The sequence below is a fragment of the Mycobacterium sp. shizuoka-1 genome, from assembly GCF_002723835.1.
Taxonomy (GTDB): domain Bacteria; phylum Actinomycetota; class Actinomycetes; order Mycobacteriales; family Mycobacteriaceae; genus Mycobacterium.
Map to the genome: position 1 here is coordinate 1 of NZ_BEWG01000041.1, position 16,549 is coordinate 16,549.

The following is a 16,549-nucleotide window of genomic DNA, read 5'->3' on the forward strand; positions in this document are numbered from 1 at the left end:
CTGGTCTTGATCAGAATCCTGTTTCGTCAAAGATCATCATCCGGGAAGGTGCGTCCTCCCGGGATCCACAGGTTCTGATCATTGCTCCTGCCGACCGTCGCGGTCGGTGTCCCGCCGTGGGCGGGCGAGGTCATGCTCTATGCGGGCACGGTGGCCATCGCGGTCACCATCACCGTGTTCGCCACGCTGGGGTTCGCTCCCGACGGGCGTTTCCCCGTGCCGGCGACCGCCGGGTTCGCCGCGGGGATGGCCCTGGTCGCCGTGGCACCCGCGCTCAGCGGTACGCGTCGATCCCGAGTGTGACCGCCAGCACCAGTCCGGCGATGCCGATCACGATCCGCAGCGCGGTGGCCGGCGCATGCCGCACCACCACCGGGCCCAGCCGGGATCCGATCAGGCAGCCCGCGCCGAGCGGGACAACCGCCGCCCAGTGCACCGGCGCGAGCACGATGAACAGCACGGCCGCAACACAATTGGCCAGTCCCAGCAGAACGTTCTTGGCCGCGTTGGCGTGCGCCAGGCTGTCCGCCCCGGCGTTGAGCAGCAGGGCCAGAAACAACACTCCGGCGGCGGCGCCAAAGTAGCCGCCGTAGAGCGAGATGCCGAAGATCGCCGCCGCTTCGGCTAGAACGACCCGGCGACGCCGGAGGCCTGGATGGGGCGAGCCGCGGGGCACGACGATCGCCAGCGAGGCGACGCCCAGCAGCACCGGCACCACCTTCTCGAACGCGTCCGCCGAGGTGGTGAGCAGCAGCACCGCGCCGGTGGCGCCACCCGCGGCCGCCACCGGGGCCATCCGCAGCAACCAGCGGCCCTGCCCGGCCAACTCCGGACGCGACCCCCAGGCCGAGCCGATGCCGTTGAACACCAGCGCGACGGTGTTGGTCACGTTGGCGATCACCGGCGGCAACCCGAACGCGAGCAACGCCGGATACGTGGCCACCGACGCCAGCCCGGCGATACTGCCGGTCAACCCACCGAGTACACCGGCGATCAGCAGGGTGACGGCGTCCAGTGTGCTCAGAATGTAGGTCCTATCGATGTGTCAGGGCTCGCAGGAAGAACATCAGGTTGGCCGGGCGTTCGGCAAGTCGGCGGACGAAATAGCCGTACCACTGGCTGCCGAAGGGCACGTACACCCGGACACGGTTGCCCTCGTCGGCCAGTCGACGTTGCTCGGTGTCGCGGATACCGTAAAGCATCTGATATTCGAATTCCGGCACACCACGGCCGAATTCGTGTGCCATCTCGCCCGCCGCCGCGACGATCACCGGGTCGTGGGAGGCGACCATCGGGTAGCCGGCACCGGCCATCAGGGTGCGCAGGCAGCGCAGGTAGGACTCGGTGACCTGGCCGGCGTCCCGATAGGCCACCGACGTCGGTTCGTCGTAGGCGCCCTTGCACAACCGGATCCGGGCACCGGCCGCCGCGAACTCGGCGCAGTCGGCTTCGGTGCGTTTGAGGTAGGCCTGCAGAACCGTTCCCACGAAGGCGAACTCGGTGCGCAGCTGCCGCACGATCGACAGCGTCGAGTCGGTGGTCGTGTGGTCCTCGGCGTCGACGGTCACCCAGGCACCGACCTGCCGGGCCCGCCGGCAGATGGTGTGGGCGTTCTCGAACGCGATCTTGTCGCCGTCGGCGGGCAGTGCTTGGCCGAGGGCGGACAGTTTCAGCGACACCTCCAGCGGCCGCACGGCCGCATCCTGATCCTCGCCGCGGGCGCCCAGCGCGTCGAGCAACCGGAGATAGGCAGTGACGGTCGCCTCGGCCGTATCGGTGTCGGTGACGTCCTCGCCGAGGTAGTCGATGCTCACCAACCGGCCGGAGTCTCGCAGCGTCTGGGTGGTGGCCAGCGCGTCGTCGACACCCTCACCGGGCACGAACCGGCTGACCACGTCGCGGGCCACCGGCAGGCGTTCGACGCTGTGGCGCAACCGGTCTGACCGGCCCGCCGCCAGGATCGCAGGTCGCGCGAGGCGGGTGAAGGCGCTCACGACGGCACCCCCATGTGCGGGTAGGTGTGTTCGGTGGGCGGGACGAAGGTCTCCTTGATCGACCGCGCCGACGTCCAGCGCAGCAGGTTCAGCGGCGAGCCGGCCTTGTCGTTGGTGCCCGAGGCCCGCGACCCGCCGAACGGCTGCTGGCCGACGACCGCACCGGTCGGCTTGTCGTTGACGTAGAAGTTGCCCGCGGCGAATCGCAGCCGATCGGCCGCTCTCGCGACGGCCGCCCGGTCATCGGCGATCACCGCGCCGGTCAGCGCGTAGCGCGACCCGCCATCGACGACGTCGAGCACGGCGTCGAACTCGTCGTCGGGGTAGACGTGCACGGCCAGGATCGGCCCGAAGTACTCGCATCCGAACGCCTCGTCGCTCGGGTCGTCGGACAGCAGGACCGTCGGGCGCACGAAATAGCCTTCGCTGTCGTCACATTCGCCGCCGACCGCGATGGTGACACCCGGCGCGCTTTTGGCCCGCTCGATCGCTCGGGCATTCTTGGCGAACGCACGAGCGTCGATGACCGCCCCGCCGAAGTTCGACAGGTCGCTGACATCGCCGTAGGTCAACGCCTCGGTGGCGGCCAGGAAGTCGTCCCCCATCAGCTGCCATACCGACCGCGGGATGAACGCACGTGACGCCGCCGAGCACTTCTGGCCTTGGTAGTCGAAGGCACCGCGAATCAGTGCGGTACGCAACACATCTGGGTCAGCCGAGGTGTGGGCAACAACGAAATCCTTGCCACCGGTCTCCCCGACCAGCCGGGGGTAGCTGTCGTAGTCGGCGATGCGGGTGCCGACCTCGCGCCACAGCTGCTGGAAGGTGGCGGTCGAGCCGGTGAAGTGGATACCGGACAGCCGCCGGTCGGCGAGCACCACATCGGAGACCGCGTATCCGGCTCCGGTCACCAGGTTGATCACCCCCGGCGGCAGGCCGGCGGCCTCGAGCAGCTGCATCGTCAGGTAGGCGGAGAGGGTCTGGGTGATCGACGGCTTCCAGACCACGGTGTTGCCCATCAGCGCGGGCGCGGTCGGTAGGTTCCCGGCGATCGCGGTGAAGTTGAACGGGGTGATCGCATAGACGAAGCCGTCCAGCGGGCGGTAGTCGGTGCGGTTCCACACGCCCGGGGCACTGTTCGGCTGCTGCGCCAGAATCTGCCGGGCGAAGGCGACGTTGAACCGCCAGAAGTCCACGAGTTCGCAGGGGGCATCGATCTCAGCCTGGTAGGCGGTCTTGGACTGGCCGAGCATGGTGGCGGCGGCGATCTTCTCCCGCCACGGCCCGGCCAGCAGGTCGGCGGCGCGCAGGAACACCGCGGCCCGGTCGTCGAACGATGTCGCCGCCCACTCGTTCTTGGCGGCCATCGCCGCGTCCACTGCGGCGGCGGCGTCGGCGGCGGTGGCGTTGGTCAGGGTGCCCAGCCGGGCGGTGTGCCGATGTGGCATGACGACGTCGATCCGCTCGCCGTCCCCGACCCGGTGCCGTCCGCCGATCACGTGCGGCAGGTCGATGGGTCCCGCGGCGAGCTCGTGCAGGGCTGCGGTCAGTCGGGCTCGTTCGGCGGAGTGGGGTGCGTAATCGTGAACCGGCTCGTTGGCGGGAACGGGAACTTCGGTGCTGGCGTCCATGCCCTTCAGGATCGCGCCCGACACTCGCCGAACTGTTGGCGGATCAGCCAAGTCTGCTGTGGTGGGCTAGTAGAATACGACAACATGCGTGAGGCCGGGGTCGGGCTGGGTCAGCTGGTGCTGGCCCTGGATTCCACGCTGGTCAGGCTCGTGGAGGCGCCGCGCGGCCTGGACCGGCCGGTCCGCTCGGCCGCGCTGATCGACGCCGACGACGTGCGGCTGGGCCTGTCGGTCAGTGCGGGCTCGGCGGACGTGTTCTTCCTGCTCGGGATTTCCGATGCCGACGCTCTTCGATGGCTGGACCGACAGATCGCCGCGCACGGCCCACCGGCGGCGATCTTCGCCAAGCAACCCGCCGAGGCGGTCGTCGACCGGGCGGTCACGGCGGGTACCGCGGTGGTCGCCGTCGACCCGAAGGCTCGGTGGGAGCGGGTGTACCGCCTGGTCAACCACGTCTTCGAGCACCGGCGGACCGACTCGGTCCCGGATTCCGGCACCGATCTGTTCGCCCTGGCGCAATCCATTGCCGACCGCACCCACGGCATGGTCAGCATCGAGGACGCGCAGTCGCATGTGCTGGCGTACTCGGCCTCCAACGACGAGGCCGACGAACTGCGCCGGCTGTCGATCCTGGGCCGCGCCGGCCCGCCGGAGCACCTGCGCTGGATCGCCCAGTGGGGCATCTTCGACCGGCTGCGCGCCGGCGCCGACGTGGTGGCCGTCGACGAGCGTCCCGAACTGGGTCTGCGGCCGCGGCTGGCGATCGGCATCCATCGCCCCCAGTCCCCCACGTTCTCCGGCACCATCTGGGTCCAGCAGGGGGCACGACCGCTGGCCGACGACGTCGAGGAGGTGCTGCGGGGTGCGGCGGTGCTGGCCGCCCGGATCATGGCCCGCTTGACGGCGCGGCCGTCGGCTCACCTGCTGGCCGTGCAGCAGCTGCTCGGGCTGGCCGACGGCGACGGCACGGACACCGCCACTCTGGCGCGTGAACTCGGCGTCACCGCCGACGGGCGCGCGGCCGTGGTCGGCTTCGTCACCGACGACTCGCACGCTCGCGCGGCCGACGTCCTGGCGTTGAGCGCCAGCGCTTTTCGGCCCGACGCCCAGGTGGCCGCCCACGGCTCGCGGGTGTACGTGGTGTTGCCGGACTCCGGGCGCACCGCCGCGGTGGTGTCGTGGATCCGCGGCACGATCGCCACCCTGCGCTCCGAACTCGGGCTGGATCTGCGCGCGGTGATCGCGGCCCCGGTCGCAGGCCTGGCCGCGGTGGCCGGTACCCGCCGGGAGATCGACCGGGTGCTGGACAGCGCGCAACGCCACCCGGTGTCCATCGGCCGGGTGACCACCCTGGCCGAAGCCCGCACGACGGTGCTGCTCGACGAGATCGTCACGTTGGTGGCCGGCGACGAACGTCTGGTCGATCCGCGCGTGCGCCGGCTGCGCGAGGCCGAACCCGCGCTGGCCGAGACGCTGGGGATGTACTTGGACTGTTTCGGCGACGTCACCGCGACCGCGGCGGCGCTGCACGTGCACCCCAACACGGTCCGCTACCGGGTGCGCCGCATCGAGCAGGTACTCTCCACCTCGTTGGCCGACCCCGACGTCCGCCTACTGCTGGCACTGGGCCTGCGGGCCACCGCCTGACCGACGCCGTCAAGTAGCCGCGCCGCAGTTGTCGAGAAAATTTTTCCCACACCTGGTAACAATGTTGCATCTGTTGCCGATGAGGCTTTTGTCATGACTGGTTGTGAGCCCCGTCACGCGGTGATTCCGCGCCGGGTCCATCGCCTGTCCGGGCGCACAAAACCTCGGTGACCGGGCCCGCCGATCACCGTCGAACCACTGAGCACCAAGGGGTCAGCATGAAAAGTATGGGTCGAGTGCTGGTGGCGATGATCGCCGCCGTCGCGGCGTTGTTCGTCGGGACAGGCACCTCGCACGCAGGTTTGGACAACGAACTGAGTCTGGTCGACGGCGGTGGCCGCACGATGACGATTCAGCAGTGGGACACCTTCCTCAACGGCGTGTTCCCCCTGGACCGCAACCGGCTGACCCGTGAGTGGTTCCACTCCGGCAAGGCTGTCTACAGCGTGGTCGGCCCGGGTGCCGACGAGTTCGCGGGCACCTTGGAGCTGGGCTACCAGGTGGGCTTCCCGTGGTCGCTGGGTGTGGGCATCAACTTCAGCTACACCACGCCCAACATCCTGCTGGACGACGCTGACATCTCCCCGACGGGCTTCAACCCGCTGGGCTCGGTGATCACCCCGAACCTGTTCCCGGGTGTGTCGATCAGCGCCGACCTGGGCAACGGCCCCGGTATCCAGGAAGTCGCCACCTTCTCGGTGGACGTCGAAGGCCCCAACGGCTCGGTGGCGGTGGCCAACGCCCACGGCACCGTGACCGGTGCGGCCGGCGGTGTGCTGCTGCGTCCGTTCGCCCGGCTCATCTCCAAGGCCGGTGACAGCGTCACCACCTACGGCGAACCCTGGAACATGAACTGACACAAGCGATCTGACCTCCGCTTGGGTGGGGCGGCCGGCTAGCCCAGCCGCTCCACCGCGGCGGCGATTCGTTCGTCAGTTGCGGTCAGCGCCACCCGAACGTGGTGTGCACCCCGGGCGCCGTAGAACTCGCCAGGCGCAACCAGGATGCCCCGCTCGGCCAGCCAGGACAGCGTCGTCCGGCACGGCTCGCCGCGCGTGGCCCACAAGTACAGCCCGGCCTCGGAGTGATCGACGGTGAACCCCGCCGACCGCAACGCGGCCAGCAGGAGATCGCGGCGGCGCGCATAGCGCTGCCGCTGCTCGCGTTCGTGGGTGTCATCGTCGAGGGCGGCCACCATCGCCGCCTGAACCGGTGTCGGCACCATCATCCCGGCGTGCTTGCGCACCGCCAGCAACTCGGCCACCACCTCGGGGTCGCCGGCGACGAAGCCGGCCCGATACCCCGCCAGCGACGAACTCTTCGACAGCGAATGCACCGCCAGCAGCCCGGTGTGGTCACCGCCACTGACCGAGGGATGCAGCACCGAGGTCGGCTCGGCCTCCCAGGCCAAGCCCAGATAGCACTCGTCGGACACCACCAGGGTGCCGCGCTCGCGGGCCCAGTCGACGACCTTGCGCAGATGGTCGCGACCCAGCACCTTGCCCGTCGGGTTGCTCGGCGAGTTGATGAACACCACCGAGGGCGACTCCGGACCGAGCTGGGTCACCGAATCGGCCGGGAGCACCCGGGCGCCGGCCAGCCGGGCGGCCACGTCATAGGTCGGATAGGCCAGCTCGGGCACCACGACCAGATCGTCGGCGCCCAGCCCCAGCAAGGTCGGCAGCCAGGCGATGAGTTCCTTGGTGCCGATCACCGGCAGGACGGCCTGCTCCGCCAGCCCGGTGATGCCGTAGCGGCGGTGCAGCGCCGAGACCGCCGAGGCCCGCAGCGCAGGGGTGCCCGCGGTCGTCGGGTAGCCCGATGCCCCGCTGGCCGCCGCGAGCGCTTCCCGGATCACCGGCGCCACCGGGTCGACCGGGGTTCCGACCGACAGGTCGACGATGCCGCCGGGGTGAGCCCGCGCGACGGCGGTCACCTCGGCCAGGGTGTCCCACGGAAACTCCGGCAGCGCCGCCGAGCGACGATGCCGAGCGTAGCGAGGAGGAGGAGCCGGGGAATCAGACATCAGCCGATACCGGACGGCGCCGCGCGCGCAACGGGATGGGAGGCGTCAGTCCTCTTCCTTGGGCGGCAGATCCTTGACCACCTGCGGGTCGTTGTCGGTCTGGCCGACCTTCGACGCACCGCCGGGCGAACCGAGCTCGGCGAAGAAGTCGGCGTTGATCTGGGTGTAGGCCGACCACTGATCCGGGACGTCGTCCTCGTAATAGATGGCCTCAACGGGGCAGACCGGCTCGCACGCGCCACAGTCGACGCACTCGTCGGGGTGGATGAACAACATGCGTGCGCCCTCGTAGATGCAGTCGACCGGGCACTCCTCGATACAGGCCTTGTCCTTGATGTCGACGCAGGGTTCGGCGATCACGTACGTCACTGAGCTCTCCTCGGTCTGTCTGCTCTTCGGTGTGGCTGTGTGTCTCGCGCGGGCGCTGAGAACGCCTAGTATCCGATGCCGGTGGCCGGATAGCCGACTCAGTGTGCCCTAACTTGTGGTCTACCCAGTACCAGTCCCGCAGGTGTTCCGCGCGGTTACTGATACTAGACGTTTCGTATATTAACCAGCTACACCCGCAGATGCCGTGACGACACCGTCCGAGGAGTCAACAGCGCTGTCGTGGGACGCCAGAGTGCGCCTAACCGTTGTCGACTGCGGCCACCGCGGCTTCGATCACCGCAGCGACCGCGTCGGGATGACTGATCAAACTCAGATGGGAGCCACCATCGAACGTGGTGATGATGGCCCCCGCGCGCTGTGCCATGAACTGCTTGGACGCCGGCGTGATGATCTGATCGCCGGTGCTGATGAACGCCCACGACGGGATGGTCTGCCACGCCGCCGCGGTATTGGGGGTTGTCACTGCCGAGGTGGACGTTGCAATGGCACCGTGTCGAAGAGCTCGTTGTCCGGATGCGTCTTCAGCACCGAGCCCGCGCCGTTGAGATCACTGGCGGATTCGCCCGGCGCAGGCCCATAGCCGTCGACGAAGACCAACGCCTTGACGTTAGGACTGCTGGCGGCGGCCTCGGAGATCACCGATCCGCCGTAGGAATGTCCGACGAGTACTACCGGTCCGTCGACACTGTGGACAAAGGACGCAACGCTGCCCGCATCCGTGCTCAGGTTCCGCAACGGATTCGCGATCGCCCGCGCCCGATACCCCTTGGCCTGCAGCACCGCGATCTCGCCGTCCCAACTCGAGGTGTCCGCCCACGCGCCGTGCACCATGACAATGGTCACCGCGCTCGGCGGGGCCGCGTGCGACGGCGTCGCACCGAAAGCGAAAGCGACTGCGGTTGCGGCGAATACAGCTAGCAGAGCACGGCCATACCGGTTCTTCATCTTCGCTGGTACTCCTATGCCAGTTCCCGGACTCGCAGGATCTCCACGTGTCGTTCAGTAAGGAGCGGGCGAATGCGTTCGACCACATACTCCTGGTAGTGCGGTGAGTTCGCGTGCGCCTGTTGCGCATCCTCATCGCGGTAATGCTCGACGAACACCAGCGACGTCGGGTCATCGGATTCCTGAAAGGCCTGATAACTGACGCACCCCGGCTCGGCAGCCGAAAGCCTGCCCAGCGCGGCGATACTGGTCAGGACGGTGTCGAGGTCGGCTTCAGTGGTCTGCCAGCGCGCGATCACCACAACCGATGCCGGAGTCTCCATCAGATCCGCTTCAACGCATCCGCCAGAGCTTGGCCGATCACAGTGCCGGATTGCGGGTTCTGTCCGGTGATCAATCGCCCGTCGACGACAAGGTGGGGGTGCCATGGCTCGGTCGCCTCGTAGAGAGCGCCCTCCTCCTTCAACGCCGCCTCCAGATCGAACGGCACGTCCTGATCGGCGTAGCCGTTCTCTTCGGCGTCCGAGAACGAGGTGAGCCTTCGGCCGCGGACCAGCGCAGAGCCGTCGTCAAGGGTGACGCCCAGGAACGCCGACGGTCCGTGGCAGACCGCCGAAACGATCAGCCCGGCATCCCACGCGCGGCGCACGGTGTCCTGCACGTCAGGGTTGCCGGTGATGTCGACCATCGGCCCCAGACCGCCGGGGAAGAACACCGCGTCGTAGTCGAGCACGTCGACCTCAGACAGCTTGCGACTGCGCGACAGTCGACGGTAGGCCGCGGTCTCCTTGAAGGAGGTCTGTGTGGTGTCGGCCGGGTCGAAGCCGTCCTCGGGGGGCTTGCCGCCCAGGAGCGTGGCGAACTCGACGGCGATCCCTTTCTTGTCGAGCTCCTGAAAGGGATGGGCGATCTCCGGGAAGAAGAAGCCGGTGGCTCGATTGTTGGGTCCGATGACGGCGGCGTTTGTCGCGACGAACAACACGTACGGAACGCTCATGAATGCACCTCCTAGGGACAGCAGTGGTTGCGAGCATGACGGCAGTTCTCCGGTGGGCAGGTGTCGATGTGGTCGACGGTAGCGAGCCGCTGTTGACGACCACTGGACGCGAAGTGGATACCGGCGCGCGGCATCGCACACTGAACCCGGCACTCCAGTGATCGTCAACTAGGCGTTCGTAGCATTCGGCCCATGCCCGCCATCCACCATCGATTCGCGGTCATCGACTCCCACCGGCTGTTCTACCGGGAGGCCGGCCCCGATGGCGCACCCATCCTCGTTCTACTGCATGGCTTTCCGACCAGTTCCTCGATGTTCCGCAACCTGCTTCCGTTACTTGCCGACCGGTGGCATGTCATCGCGCCGGATCATCTGGGGTTCGGCCTGTCCGACTCCCCGGCGGTCACCGAGTTCGGTTACACATTCGATTCCCTGACCGATCTCACCGCCGGTCTGCTCCGCCACCTCGGCGTCCACCGATACGCCCTGTACGTCCACGACTACGGCGCGCCCATCGGCTGGCGGCTGGCATTGCGCGATCCCTCCTCGATCGCGGCAATCATCAGTCAGAGCGGCAACGCGTATCAGGAAGGGTTCCAGCCGGACTTCTTCCGAGGAGTCTGGGCGTATTGGGCGCATCAGAATCCGCACACCGAGTCGGCTGTTCGCGAAGCGCTCACGCTGGAGACCACCCGATGGCAGTACCTCTGCGGGGTCGCCGACGAGTCGCTGGTGGACCCCACCACCTGGCTGACCGACCATGCCCGGTTGTCCCGACCGGGCAACGATCTGGTCCAGCTCGCCCTGTTCCGGGACTATGCCAGCAATCCCCCGCTGTATCCCGCTGTGCACCAGTACTTTCGCGCCTCGCAGGTACCCCTTCTGGCCGTGTGGGGTCGCAGCGACCCGGTGTTCGGGCCACACGGTGCCGCGGCGTTCACCGTCGATCTGCCCAACGCCGAGGTGCACCTGCTCGAGGGCGGTCACTTCCTGCTGGAAAGCGCGCTCGACGAAACGGTGCCGTTGGTGCGCGCCTTCCTCACCGCCAATCTCTGACTAGCCGGCAACCTTTCCGAGGAACTCCCGGATGTACCCGCTGATCTCGGCGCCGTGGGTCTCGAGCGCGAAGTGGCCGGTGTCGAGTAGGTGGTACTCACCGTTGGGCAGATCGCGCCGGAAGGCCTCTGCCCCTGCGGCGCCGAAGATCTCGTCGTTGCGCCCCCAGGTGACCAGCAGAGGCGGCTGGTGGGTGCGGAAATACTCCTGGAATGCCGGATACCCGTCCAGGTTGAACTGGTAGTCCCAGAACAGTTGCAGCTGCACCTCGTCGTTGCCTTCGCGATCCAGCCCGGCCTGGTCGAGCAGCCAGGCCTCGGGTGCGATGAGGTCCAGGCGGTCGGCGGGAACACCGTGGGTGTACTGCCAATACGTGGTGGCAGCGGTGAAGTACTCGCGGACACCGCGCTCGTTGGCGGCGCGGTCCTTGGCATGCGCGAACAGGATGTCCCAAAACGGCGTGAAGCCCTCCAGATAAGCGTTGCCGCTCTGGGTGATGATGGCGGTGATCCGCTCCGGGGCCGAACTGGCGATGCGCAGACCGATCGGTGCGCCGTAATCGTGGATGTAGATGGCGAATCGCTCCAGCCCCAGGCGCGCGATCAGCTTCTCGGTGACGGCGGTCAGATTGTCGAAGCTGTAGTCGAATTCGTGAATCGTCGGCATCGAGGACCGTCCGAACCCGATGTGATCGGGTGCGACCAGATGATACGAGTCGGCCAAGGACGAGATCAGATTGCGGAACATGTGCGAGCTCGACGGGAACCCGTGCAGGAGCAGCAGCGTCGGGTTCGACGGGTCGCCCGCCTCCCGGTAGAACACGTCGAGCCCGTCGATGGTGACGGTGTGGTAGCGGGTAACGCTCACGATGAACTCCTGTCAGGGCGATCGGATGACCTGCCTGCGAAGCTATTCGCCCGCTGTTGACCGTTACTGGACGAGCAATGGACCGCGACCGTCAGACCGCGCACCGTCGGGCGGCGGGTACGAGTTCGTCGAGCAGAGCCTGGGCACGCTGCGCGAACAGATGCGCCTCGCGCTGCTCGGACACCGACCGGGCGTGCTGTGCGGCGGCGCGCACCTGGCTGACCCGGGCCCCACGCGCATGCAGCAGGCGCGCCCGCATCACCAGCAGCAGGCCCTCCGGATAACGCTGGCCATAGGTGTGCATGCACTGCTCGGCTCGGTCGAGCGCTCGTTCGGCTTGGTCGTGATCCTCTGCCTCGAGCCACATCTCGGCCAGCAGCACGTACCAGGTCGCCACACACGACCGAGGAGGGTCGAGCAGGTTCGTCGCGATGAGCCTCTCGGCGTCGGCGGCGGAGTCCCCCGGTCGATCACCGGTCATGGCCGCCGCCCAGAGGCCGGCCAACCGCAGGTATGTCCCGAGGAAGGTGAAATGGAATCCGGGGTCCACCGCGATGCCGAGCGCGGCCATCTGGTGGGCCCAGTGCGGGTCGCCGGCGAGCGCGGCGACCCGGCACGCCATCGTCGCCCACACCGTGATCAGGTAGGGCTCATCCCCCGCAGCGGATCGCAAGGCATCGAAAAGCGAGGTCGCCGAGGCGATGTCGCCGTGCAGCGCGGTCGTCTCGGCGAGCATTCCCGTCATCAGCCACTGCAGATCGCGACACACCGGGTCCTCGATGTCTGTGCGCAGTTCCTCCAGCAGTGATTGCCTGCAGCGCTCGAGGTGGCGATACGCCTCACCGACCTCACCGGCATTCCACTGCTGGATTCCCCAGGCCTGCAAGCCGTACGACCGAACGACGGGATCAGCTGAGGCACATCCCTGTTCGAGCAGCCGTTGCGCCAATGGGCGAGCAGTGTCAAGTTCGAGCGCCTGGGCATGGGAGGCCCAGCGCGAATAGCGGAACCCGGCCGCATCGCGTTCCCGTCCGAGCGAGGCGGCCACCTGCTCGGCGCGCTCCAGCAGATCGCGCAGCCCGGCGGACCCGTACATCGACCGCATGCCCACCATCGCGGTGAGCTGCGCCAGCGCAGCCAGCTCCCGCTGCGCCAGCGCCGCCTGGCGGGATACCGTCACGGCAGCGTGCAGGTTCTGCTCGGCAGCCTCGAAGGCGCATTTGTTCACCATCAGCGCGGCGGCCCGCATGAGCGCATCGACTGTCCGGTCCGGCTCCACGCACGGCCCGGCAGCCCGTAAGTGGTGAGCGAGTCGCTCTTCGACCGGCTCCCCGTCCAGCGGCCGGGATTCGAGCGCATCGGCGATCCGGGCATGCAGTCGACTGGCCCGGTGGGCCGGCATCAGCTCGATGACCGCGTCGCGTACCAGGTCATGAACAAAGCTGAACCACAACGGATCTGTGGTTCCGGTGAGCAGGCCGAGGTCGTCGAGCGGCTCGAGGTGGTCCAGGCACTCGTCGAGCGCGAGCCCAGAAGCGGGAGCGAGCACCCGCAGCTCGACGTCACGCCCGATCAGTGCGGCCGTGAACAGCAGCTGCTTACCCACGTCGGTGACCTCGGCGACTCGGTCGAGGACGATGTCGCGCACCGTGGCGGGTACCTGATGGGACGCCGTCCCACCGGCGACCGCATCGCGGGTGGCCAGCAGCCGGGACAGTTCCCGAACAAAGAACGGATTACCTGCCGTGCGGCCGTGGATGGTGCCGGCTTCGTCGGCGCTGGGTTCTCGCCCGGTTTCGATTCGGATCAGGTCGGCGACGTGTGGTGGGGACAAGGGCTCGAGGCGGACCCGGCGTACGCCGGGCACTCGGCTCGCGCTGGCCAGCATGCGCGTCAGCTCGCCCCGAGGCACCGGCGCCTTGTCCCGCAGCGCACCGACCAGCGCGACACCGTCGGGAAGGCGCGATGCCATGTGCGCGAACAGTTCCAGAGACGGCAGATCCGCCCAGTGCAGATCATCGATGACCAGCACGACCGGGCGCGCGGCGGCGGCCTCGCGGATCACTGCGGTCACCCGCTCGAACAGGCGGAACCGCGCGCCACTGTCGGGCAACAACGGCGGCAGATCCCCCGAGGCGGAATCCAGGAGGTGGCCGAGTTCGCCGACTCGCCAACGCCGCTGCGTCTCCTCGGGATGGTCGGCCAGTACCGCCCCGATCGCCTGCACCCATGGCCACATCGCCGGCGTGCCCGCCGATGGCGGACTGTTGCCCCACGCGATCAGGGCCCCACGCTGACCGGCGCCGGCGCAGGTCTCCTCCAGCAGTCTGGTCTTGCCGATGCCCGGTTCGCCCTCGATGAGCACCAGTCCCGTACCGCCCGCGAGCGCGCGGTCCATCGCTTCGCTGACCGCGGCCGACTCCGGTAGACGACCGACGAACATCGCCGACCGCACCGGCGCGGAGGCCGGCGGATCTGACCGGTGCCGGTCGGCACCACCACTGCTCGGCACCGGGTGATGGGTCAGCACCCGCTGATGGGCCCGCAGCAGTGCCTGGCCCGGGTCGATGCCGAGTTCGTCGGCGAGTCGTTGGCGGGTGAGACGGTACAGTTCGAGCGCCTCGGCTTGTTGGCCTGCCGCACCGAGCAACGAGATCAGCGCCGCGTGCACCGGTTCATTCAAGGGTGCCATCTCGGCGGCCAGCCGCAGCGGCGTGGTGATGCGGTGCGGGGAGGACTGCGACACCGCCAATTCCGATGCGGCCACACACACCTCGAAGAAGCAGTTGTTGACCGTGGCGAACACCGCGGCCACCGACGATCCGTGATCCAGGCCGTCGCCGGCGGCACCTTTCCACAAGCTGAGCGCCCGATCGTAGTTGTCGAGTGCCACCTCGGGTTGGTCGTCGCCGAGCGCGAGCTTGGCGATCTGGACGAGGCGCTGGAACTCGGTCAGGTCCAGAATCGCCGGCCCCGGCGTGAACAGGTAGCCGTTGCCGTGCCGGAACAGGTGTGCTCCGGAGCTGCGGGCCGACAGCGATGGTTCGAACACCCGGCGCAGCGCGCCGACATATTTGTGGATGACGTTCAGCGCGCTGTCCGGAGCGTGGTTGCCCCAGATCAGGTCGATCAACTGACCCGTACTCATCGGCTGCCCGGCACGGGCCAGCAATACCGCGAGCAGACAGAGTTGTTGGCGTGGGCCGGCCTCGAGTTCCACGTCACCGCGCCAGATCCGCAGCGGTCCCAGGATCTGGAATCGCAGTTGCTCATCGGTGGAGGTCACAGTCCCTGCGGCCCAATCCATCTGGCTCAACCACCGTCGAGGGGTCGAGGACTTCGCCCGCTGCGCTCCGACATCACCGCGCCGGCCTGACCGTACTCACTGTAGTGAGGCTACAGTGAGTTAACCTAGTCCACAACAGACTCACAGAAAGTACATTCGGTGGACCATCGCTGCACTGTTACCATGCCCAGTGATATGAACCCGTACCGCGCTCCGGCATGACCGACCGCCCGCCGGAACGTCCCCGCACGCGACGCGACGAGTACGCCGAACAAACCCGCGCGGCGGTGGTCCAGTCCGCACGCACCCTCTTCGCCGAGCGGGGCTACTACGCCACGACAATCAGCGACATCGCCGCCGCCAGCCGAGTTTCGGCGGGGACGGTATACCAGCAGTGCGGCGGCAAGCAGGGCCTGCTGCGCACGCTGATGGACATCTGGACCACATCGGAATTGGTCGCCGGCACACTCGATCTGGTCACCGCCGCCACCTCGCTCGACGAGGTGGCGGCGGTGCTCTCCGATTCGTACCTGGAATTCTGGCGCCGCTACGACGACATCGTCCAGCTCGTGCTGGCGACCGCCGTCCACGACGAGGCGGCCGCCGCTTCACTCGGCCAGGCCACCCTGCGCCATCGCGAAGCGCTGTGCCAGATCGCCGGGAAAGTTCGCACCCTGGCGCGGTTCCCCACGTCGTTCACCGATGAGGACTTCGCCGACATCACGCTCTACCACTACGGACCGCAGAACGGTTTTCACTTCACCATCACCGTGTTGGGCTGGCCGCAGCGGCGGGCGCAGGACTTCCTCCACAGACAGTTCCGCCACAGCATCGCGGACGTGATCACGAACTGACCGACGCCGGCCGTGTTCAGTGGTCGTCCAGTCGCGGTCAAGTGCGCCGACATACCGTCGCCACCATGACCGATGTCGTCTTCATCCATGGGCTGTGGGTAACGCACAGCTCCTGGCAGCCGTGGATCGACCGATTCGCCCAGGAGGGCTATCGGGCGATCGCGCCACGCTGGCCCGGCGAGGCCGAGACCCTCGCCGCCACCCGCGAAAACCCCTCCGCGCAAGCCGGATTCGGCTTGCGTCAGATCACCGATCACTTCGCGGCGATCGTCGGGCAGTTTGATACCCCGCCCATCGCGGTCGGACACTCGTTCGGTGGTCTGATCGCCCAGCTGCTGCTCGGCCAGAACAAGCTGGCCGCCGCGGTCGCCATCAATCCTGCTCCGATCAAGGGCATCCGGGCCCTCCCGCTGACGCAGTTGCGTTCGGCGTTCCCCGTGCTGGGCAATCCCCTCAATCTCGGCCGGGCCAAGGGTTTGACCAAGGCGCAATGGCGCTACGGCTTCGGCAATGCACTGTCGGAGACGGAATCCGATGCGCTGTGGGAACAGTGGGCGATCCCGTCACCGGGCAAGCCATTGTTCGAAGTGGGGACGGCCAACTTCGCGCTGCACTCCCCCGCCACGGCCGACACCGCGAACACCGCACGCGGACCCTTGCTGATCACCGGCGGCACCGAGGATCACACGGTGCCCCTGGTGACCGCGCGGGGTGCCTACAAGAAGTACGCGAAATCGTCGGCGGTCACCGATTTTCACGAGTTCGGCGGCAGAGGTCATTCATTGATCGTCGACCACGGCTGGCCGGACGTCGCCGACGTCGCGTTGACCTGGCTGAAGGCGCAGAACCTCTAACG

The 16,549-nt window shown here is 67.8% G+C and carries 17 protein-coding genes; 6 read left to right on the top strand and 11 right to left on the bottom strand.

Going from position 1 to position 16,549, the window contains the following annotated elements:
• The first annotated feature begins 81 nt into the window (after positions 1-81).
• The gene (locus tag MSZK_RS13580) at positions 82-303 is read left to right on the top strand and encodes a hypothetical protein (protein WP_099248627.1); all 222 of its coding nucleotides are present in this window, start codon (positions 82-84) and stop codon (positions 301-303) included.
• On the opposite strand, the gene MSZK_RS13585 is transcribed toward MSZK_RS13580, so the two are convergent.
• From MSZK_RS13585 to pruA, 3 genes are read right to left on the bottom strand one after another with little or no spacing between them, the layout of a single operon-like run.
• Positions 275-1,024, bottom strand: coding sequence for a sulfite exporter TauE/SafE family protein (locus MSZK_RS13585; RefSeq protein ID WP_233211295.1), 750 nt, complete (start codon positions 1,022-1,024; stop codon positions 275-277). The genes MSZK_RS13580 and MSZK_RS13585 overlap by 29 nt on opposite strands.
• Before the next feature lie 10 nt (positions 1,025-1,034).
• Positions 1,035-1,994 (bottom strand): proline dehydrogenase family protein, encoded by a 960-nt coding sequence (locus tag MSZK_RS13590; RefSeq protein ID WP_099248631.1) that lies wholly within the window; start codon positions 1,992-1,994, stop codon positions 1,035-1,037.
• Positions 1,991-3,625, bottom strand: coding sequence for an L-glutamate gamma-semialdehyde dehydrogenase (pruA, locus tag MSZK_RS13595; RefSeq protein WP_099248680.1), 1,635 nt, complete (start codon positions 3,623-3,625; stop codon positions 1,991-1,993). The genes MSZK_RS13590 and pruA overlap by 4 nt, the downstream gene beginning before the upstream one ends.
• An 84-nt stretch (positions 3,626-3,709) precedes the next feature.
• Here pruA and MSZK_RS13600 point away from each other — a divergent pair, with 84 nt between their 5' ends.
• Complete coding sequence (locus MSZK_RS13600; RefSeq protein WP_099248633.1) at positions 3,710-5,272, top strand: CdaR family transcriptional regulator; 1,563 nt, start codon at positions 3,710-3,712, stop codon at positions 5,270-5,272.
• A gap of 218 nt (positions 5,273-5,490) precedes the next feature.
• Complete coding sequence (locus tag MSZK_RS13605) at positions 5,491-6,129, top strand: MspA family porin (protein WP_099248635.1); 639 nt, start codon at positions 5,491-5,493, stop codon at positions 6,127-6,129.
• 38 nt (positions 6,130-6,167) lie between these two features.
• Here MSZK_RS13605 and dapC read toward each other — a convergent pair whose 3' ends face one another.
• The 6 genes from dapC to MSZK_RS13630 form a co-directional block, all read right to left on the bottom strand.
• Positions 6,168-7,298 carry a succinyldiaminopimelate transaminase gene (gene dapC / locus MSZK_RS13610; RefSeq protein WP_099248637.1) on the bottom strand — a complete coding sequence of 377 codons (1,131 nt, stop codon included), beginning with the start codon at positions 7,296-7,298 and terminating at the stop codon, positions 6,168-6,170.
• Positions 7,299-7,343: 45 nt separating this feature from the next.
• Complete coding sequence (gene fdxA, locus MSZK_RS13615; protein ID WP_099248639.1) at positions 7,344-7,667, bottom strand: ferredoxin; 324 nt, start codon at positions 7,665-7,667, stop codon at positions 7,344-7,346.
• A gap of 259 nt (positions 7,668-7,926) precedes the next feature.
• The gene (locus MSZK_RS33420) at positions 7,927-8,151 is read right to left on the bottom strand and encodes an alpha/beta fold hydrolase (protein ID WP_255414212.1); all 225 of its coding nucleotides are present in this window, start codon (positions 8,149-8,151) and stop codon (positions 7,927-7,929) included.
• The gene (locus MSZK_RS33425; protein WP_255414213.1) at positions 8,148-8,531 is read right to left on the bottom strand and encodes an alpha/beta fold hydrolase; all 384 of its coding nucleotides are present in this window, start codon (positions 8,529-8,531) and stop codon (positions 8,148-8,150) included. Before MSZK_RS33425 ends, MSZK_RS33420 begins: the two co-directional genes overlap by 4 nt.
• A gap of 116 nt (positions 8,532-8,647) precedes the next feature.
• Positions 8,648-8,956 (bottom strand): putative quinol monooxygenase, encoded by a 309-nt coding sequence (locus MSZK_RS13625; protein WP_199203325.1) that lies wholly within the window; start codon positions 8,954-8,956, stop codon positions 8,648-8,650.
• A complete protein-coding gene (locus tag MSZK_RS13630; RefSeq protein WP_099248641.1) occupies positions 8,956-9,630 on the bottom strand; it encodes a type 1 glutamine amidotransferase domain-containing protein in 675 nt (224 codons plus the stop codon). The genes MSZK_RS13625 and MSZK_RS13630 overlap by 1 nt, the downstream gene beginning before the upstream one ends.
• A gap of 192 nt (positions 9,631-9,822) precedes the next feature.
• Between MSZK_RS13630 and MSZK_RS13635 the strand changes: the two genes are divergently transcribed.
• Entirely contained in the window at positions 9,823-10,686 is an 864-nt protein-coding gene (locus MSZK_RS13635; protein WP_099248643.1) for an alpha/beta fold hydrolase, read from the top strand.
• Here the strand turns inward: MSZK_RS13635 and MSZK_RS13640 are convergent, their stop codons facing one another.
• Positions 10,687-11,553, bottom strand: coding sequence for an alpha/beta fold hydrolase (locus tag MSZK_RS13640; protein ID WP_199203326.1), 867 nt, complete (start codon positions 11,551-11,553; stop codon positions 10,687-10,689). It lies immediately after the preceding gene.
• Between the two features lie 91 nt (positions 11,554-11,644).
• Complete coding sequence (locus MSZK_RS13645) at positions 11,645-14,839, bottom strand: BTAD domain-containing putative transcriptional regulator (RefSeq protein WP_233211289.1); 3,195 nt, start codon at positions 14,837-14,839, stop codon at positions 11,645-11,647.
• Positions 14,840-15,057: 218 nt separating this feature from the next.
• Between MSZK_RS13645 and MSZK_RS13650 the strand changes: the two genes are divergently transcribed.
• Together MSZK_RS13650 and MSZK_RS13655 are read left to right on the top strand one after the other, a co-directional pair.
• Positions 15,058-15,693: a TetR/AcrR family transcriptional regulator gene (locus tag MSZK_RS13650; RefSeq protein ID WP_099248649.1), complete on the top strand. Its 636-nt coding sequence runs from the start codon at positions 15,058-15,060 to the stop codon at positions 15,691-15,693.
• Between the two features lie 65 nt (positions 15,694-15,758).
• Positions 15,759-16,547: an alpha/beta hydrolase gene (locus tag MSZK_RS13655; RefSeq protein ID WP_099248684.1), complete on the top strand. Its 789-nt coding sequence runs from the start codon at positions 15,759-15,761 to the stop codon at positions 16,545-16,547.
• Positions 16,548-16,549: the final 2 nt, after the last annotated feature.

Excerpts from the sequence above, each read along its gene's own strand:
- pruA (WP_099248680.1), bottom strand. The coding sequence starts at position 3,625 with ATGGACGCCAGCACCGAAGTTCCCGTTCCCGCCAACGAGCCGGTTCAC.
- MSZK_RS13630 (WP_099248641.1), bottom strand. The coding sequence starts at position 9,630 with ATGAGCGTTCCGTACGTGTTGTTCGTCGCGACAAACGCCGCCGTCATC.
- MSZK_RS13650 (WP_099248649.1), top strand. The coding sequence starts at position 15,058 with ATGACCGACCGCCCGCCGGAACGTCCCCGCACGCGACGCGACGAGTAC.
- MSZK_RS13655 (WP_099248684.1), top strand. The coding sequence starts at position 15,759 with ATGACCGATGTCGTCTTCATCCATGGGCTGTGGGTAACGCACAGCTCC.
- MSZK_RS13605 (WP_099248635.1), top strand. The coding sequence starts at position 5,491 with ATGAAAAGTATGGGTCGAGTGCTGGTGGCGATGATCGCCGCCGTCGCG.
- MSZK_RS13635 (WP_099248643.1), top strand. The coding sequence starts at position 9,823 with ATGCCCGCCATCCACCATCGATTCGCGGTCATCGACTCCCACCGGCTG.
- dapC (WP_099248637.1), bottom strand. The coding sequence starts at position 7,298 with ATGTCTGATTCCCCGGCTCCTCCTCCTCGCTACGCTCGGCATCGTCGC.
- MSZK_RS13625 (WP_199203325.1), bottom strand. The coding sequence starts at position 8,956 with ATGGAGACTCCGGCATCGGTTGTGGTGATCGCGCGCTGGCAGACCACT.
- MSZK_RS13600 (WP_099248633.1), top strand. The coding sequence starts at position 3,710 with ATGCGTGAGGCCGGGGTCGGGCTGGGTCAGCTGGTGCTGGCCCTGGAT.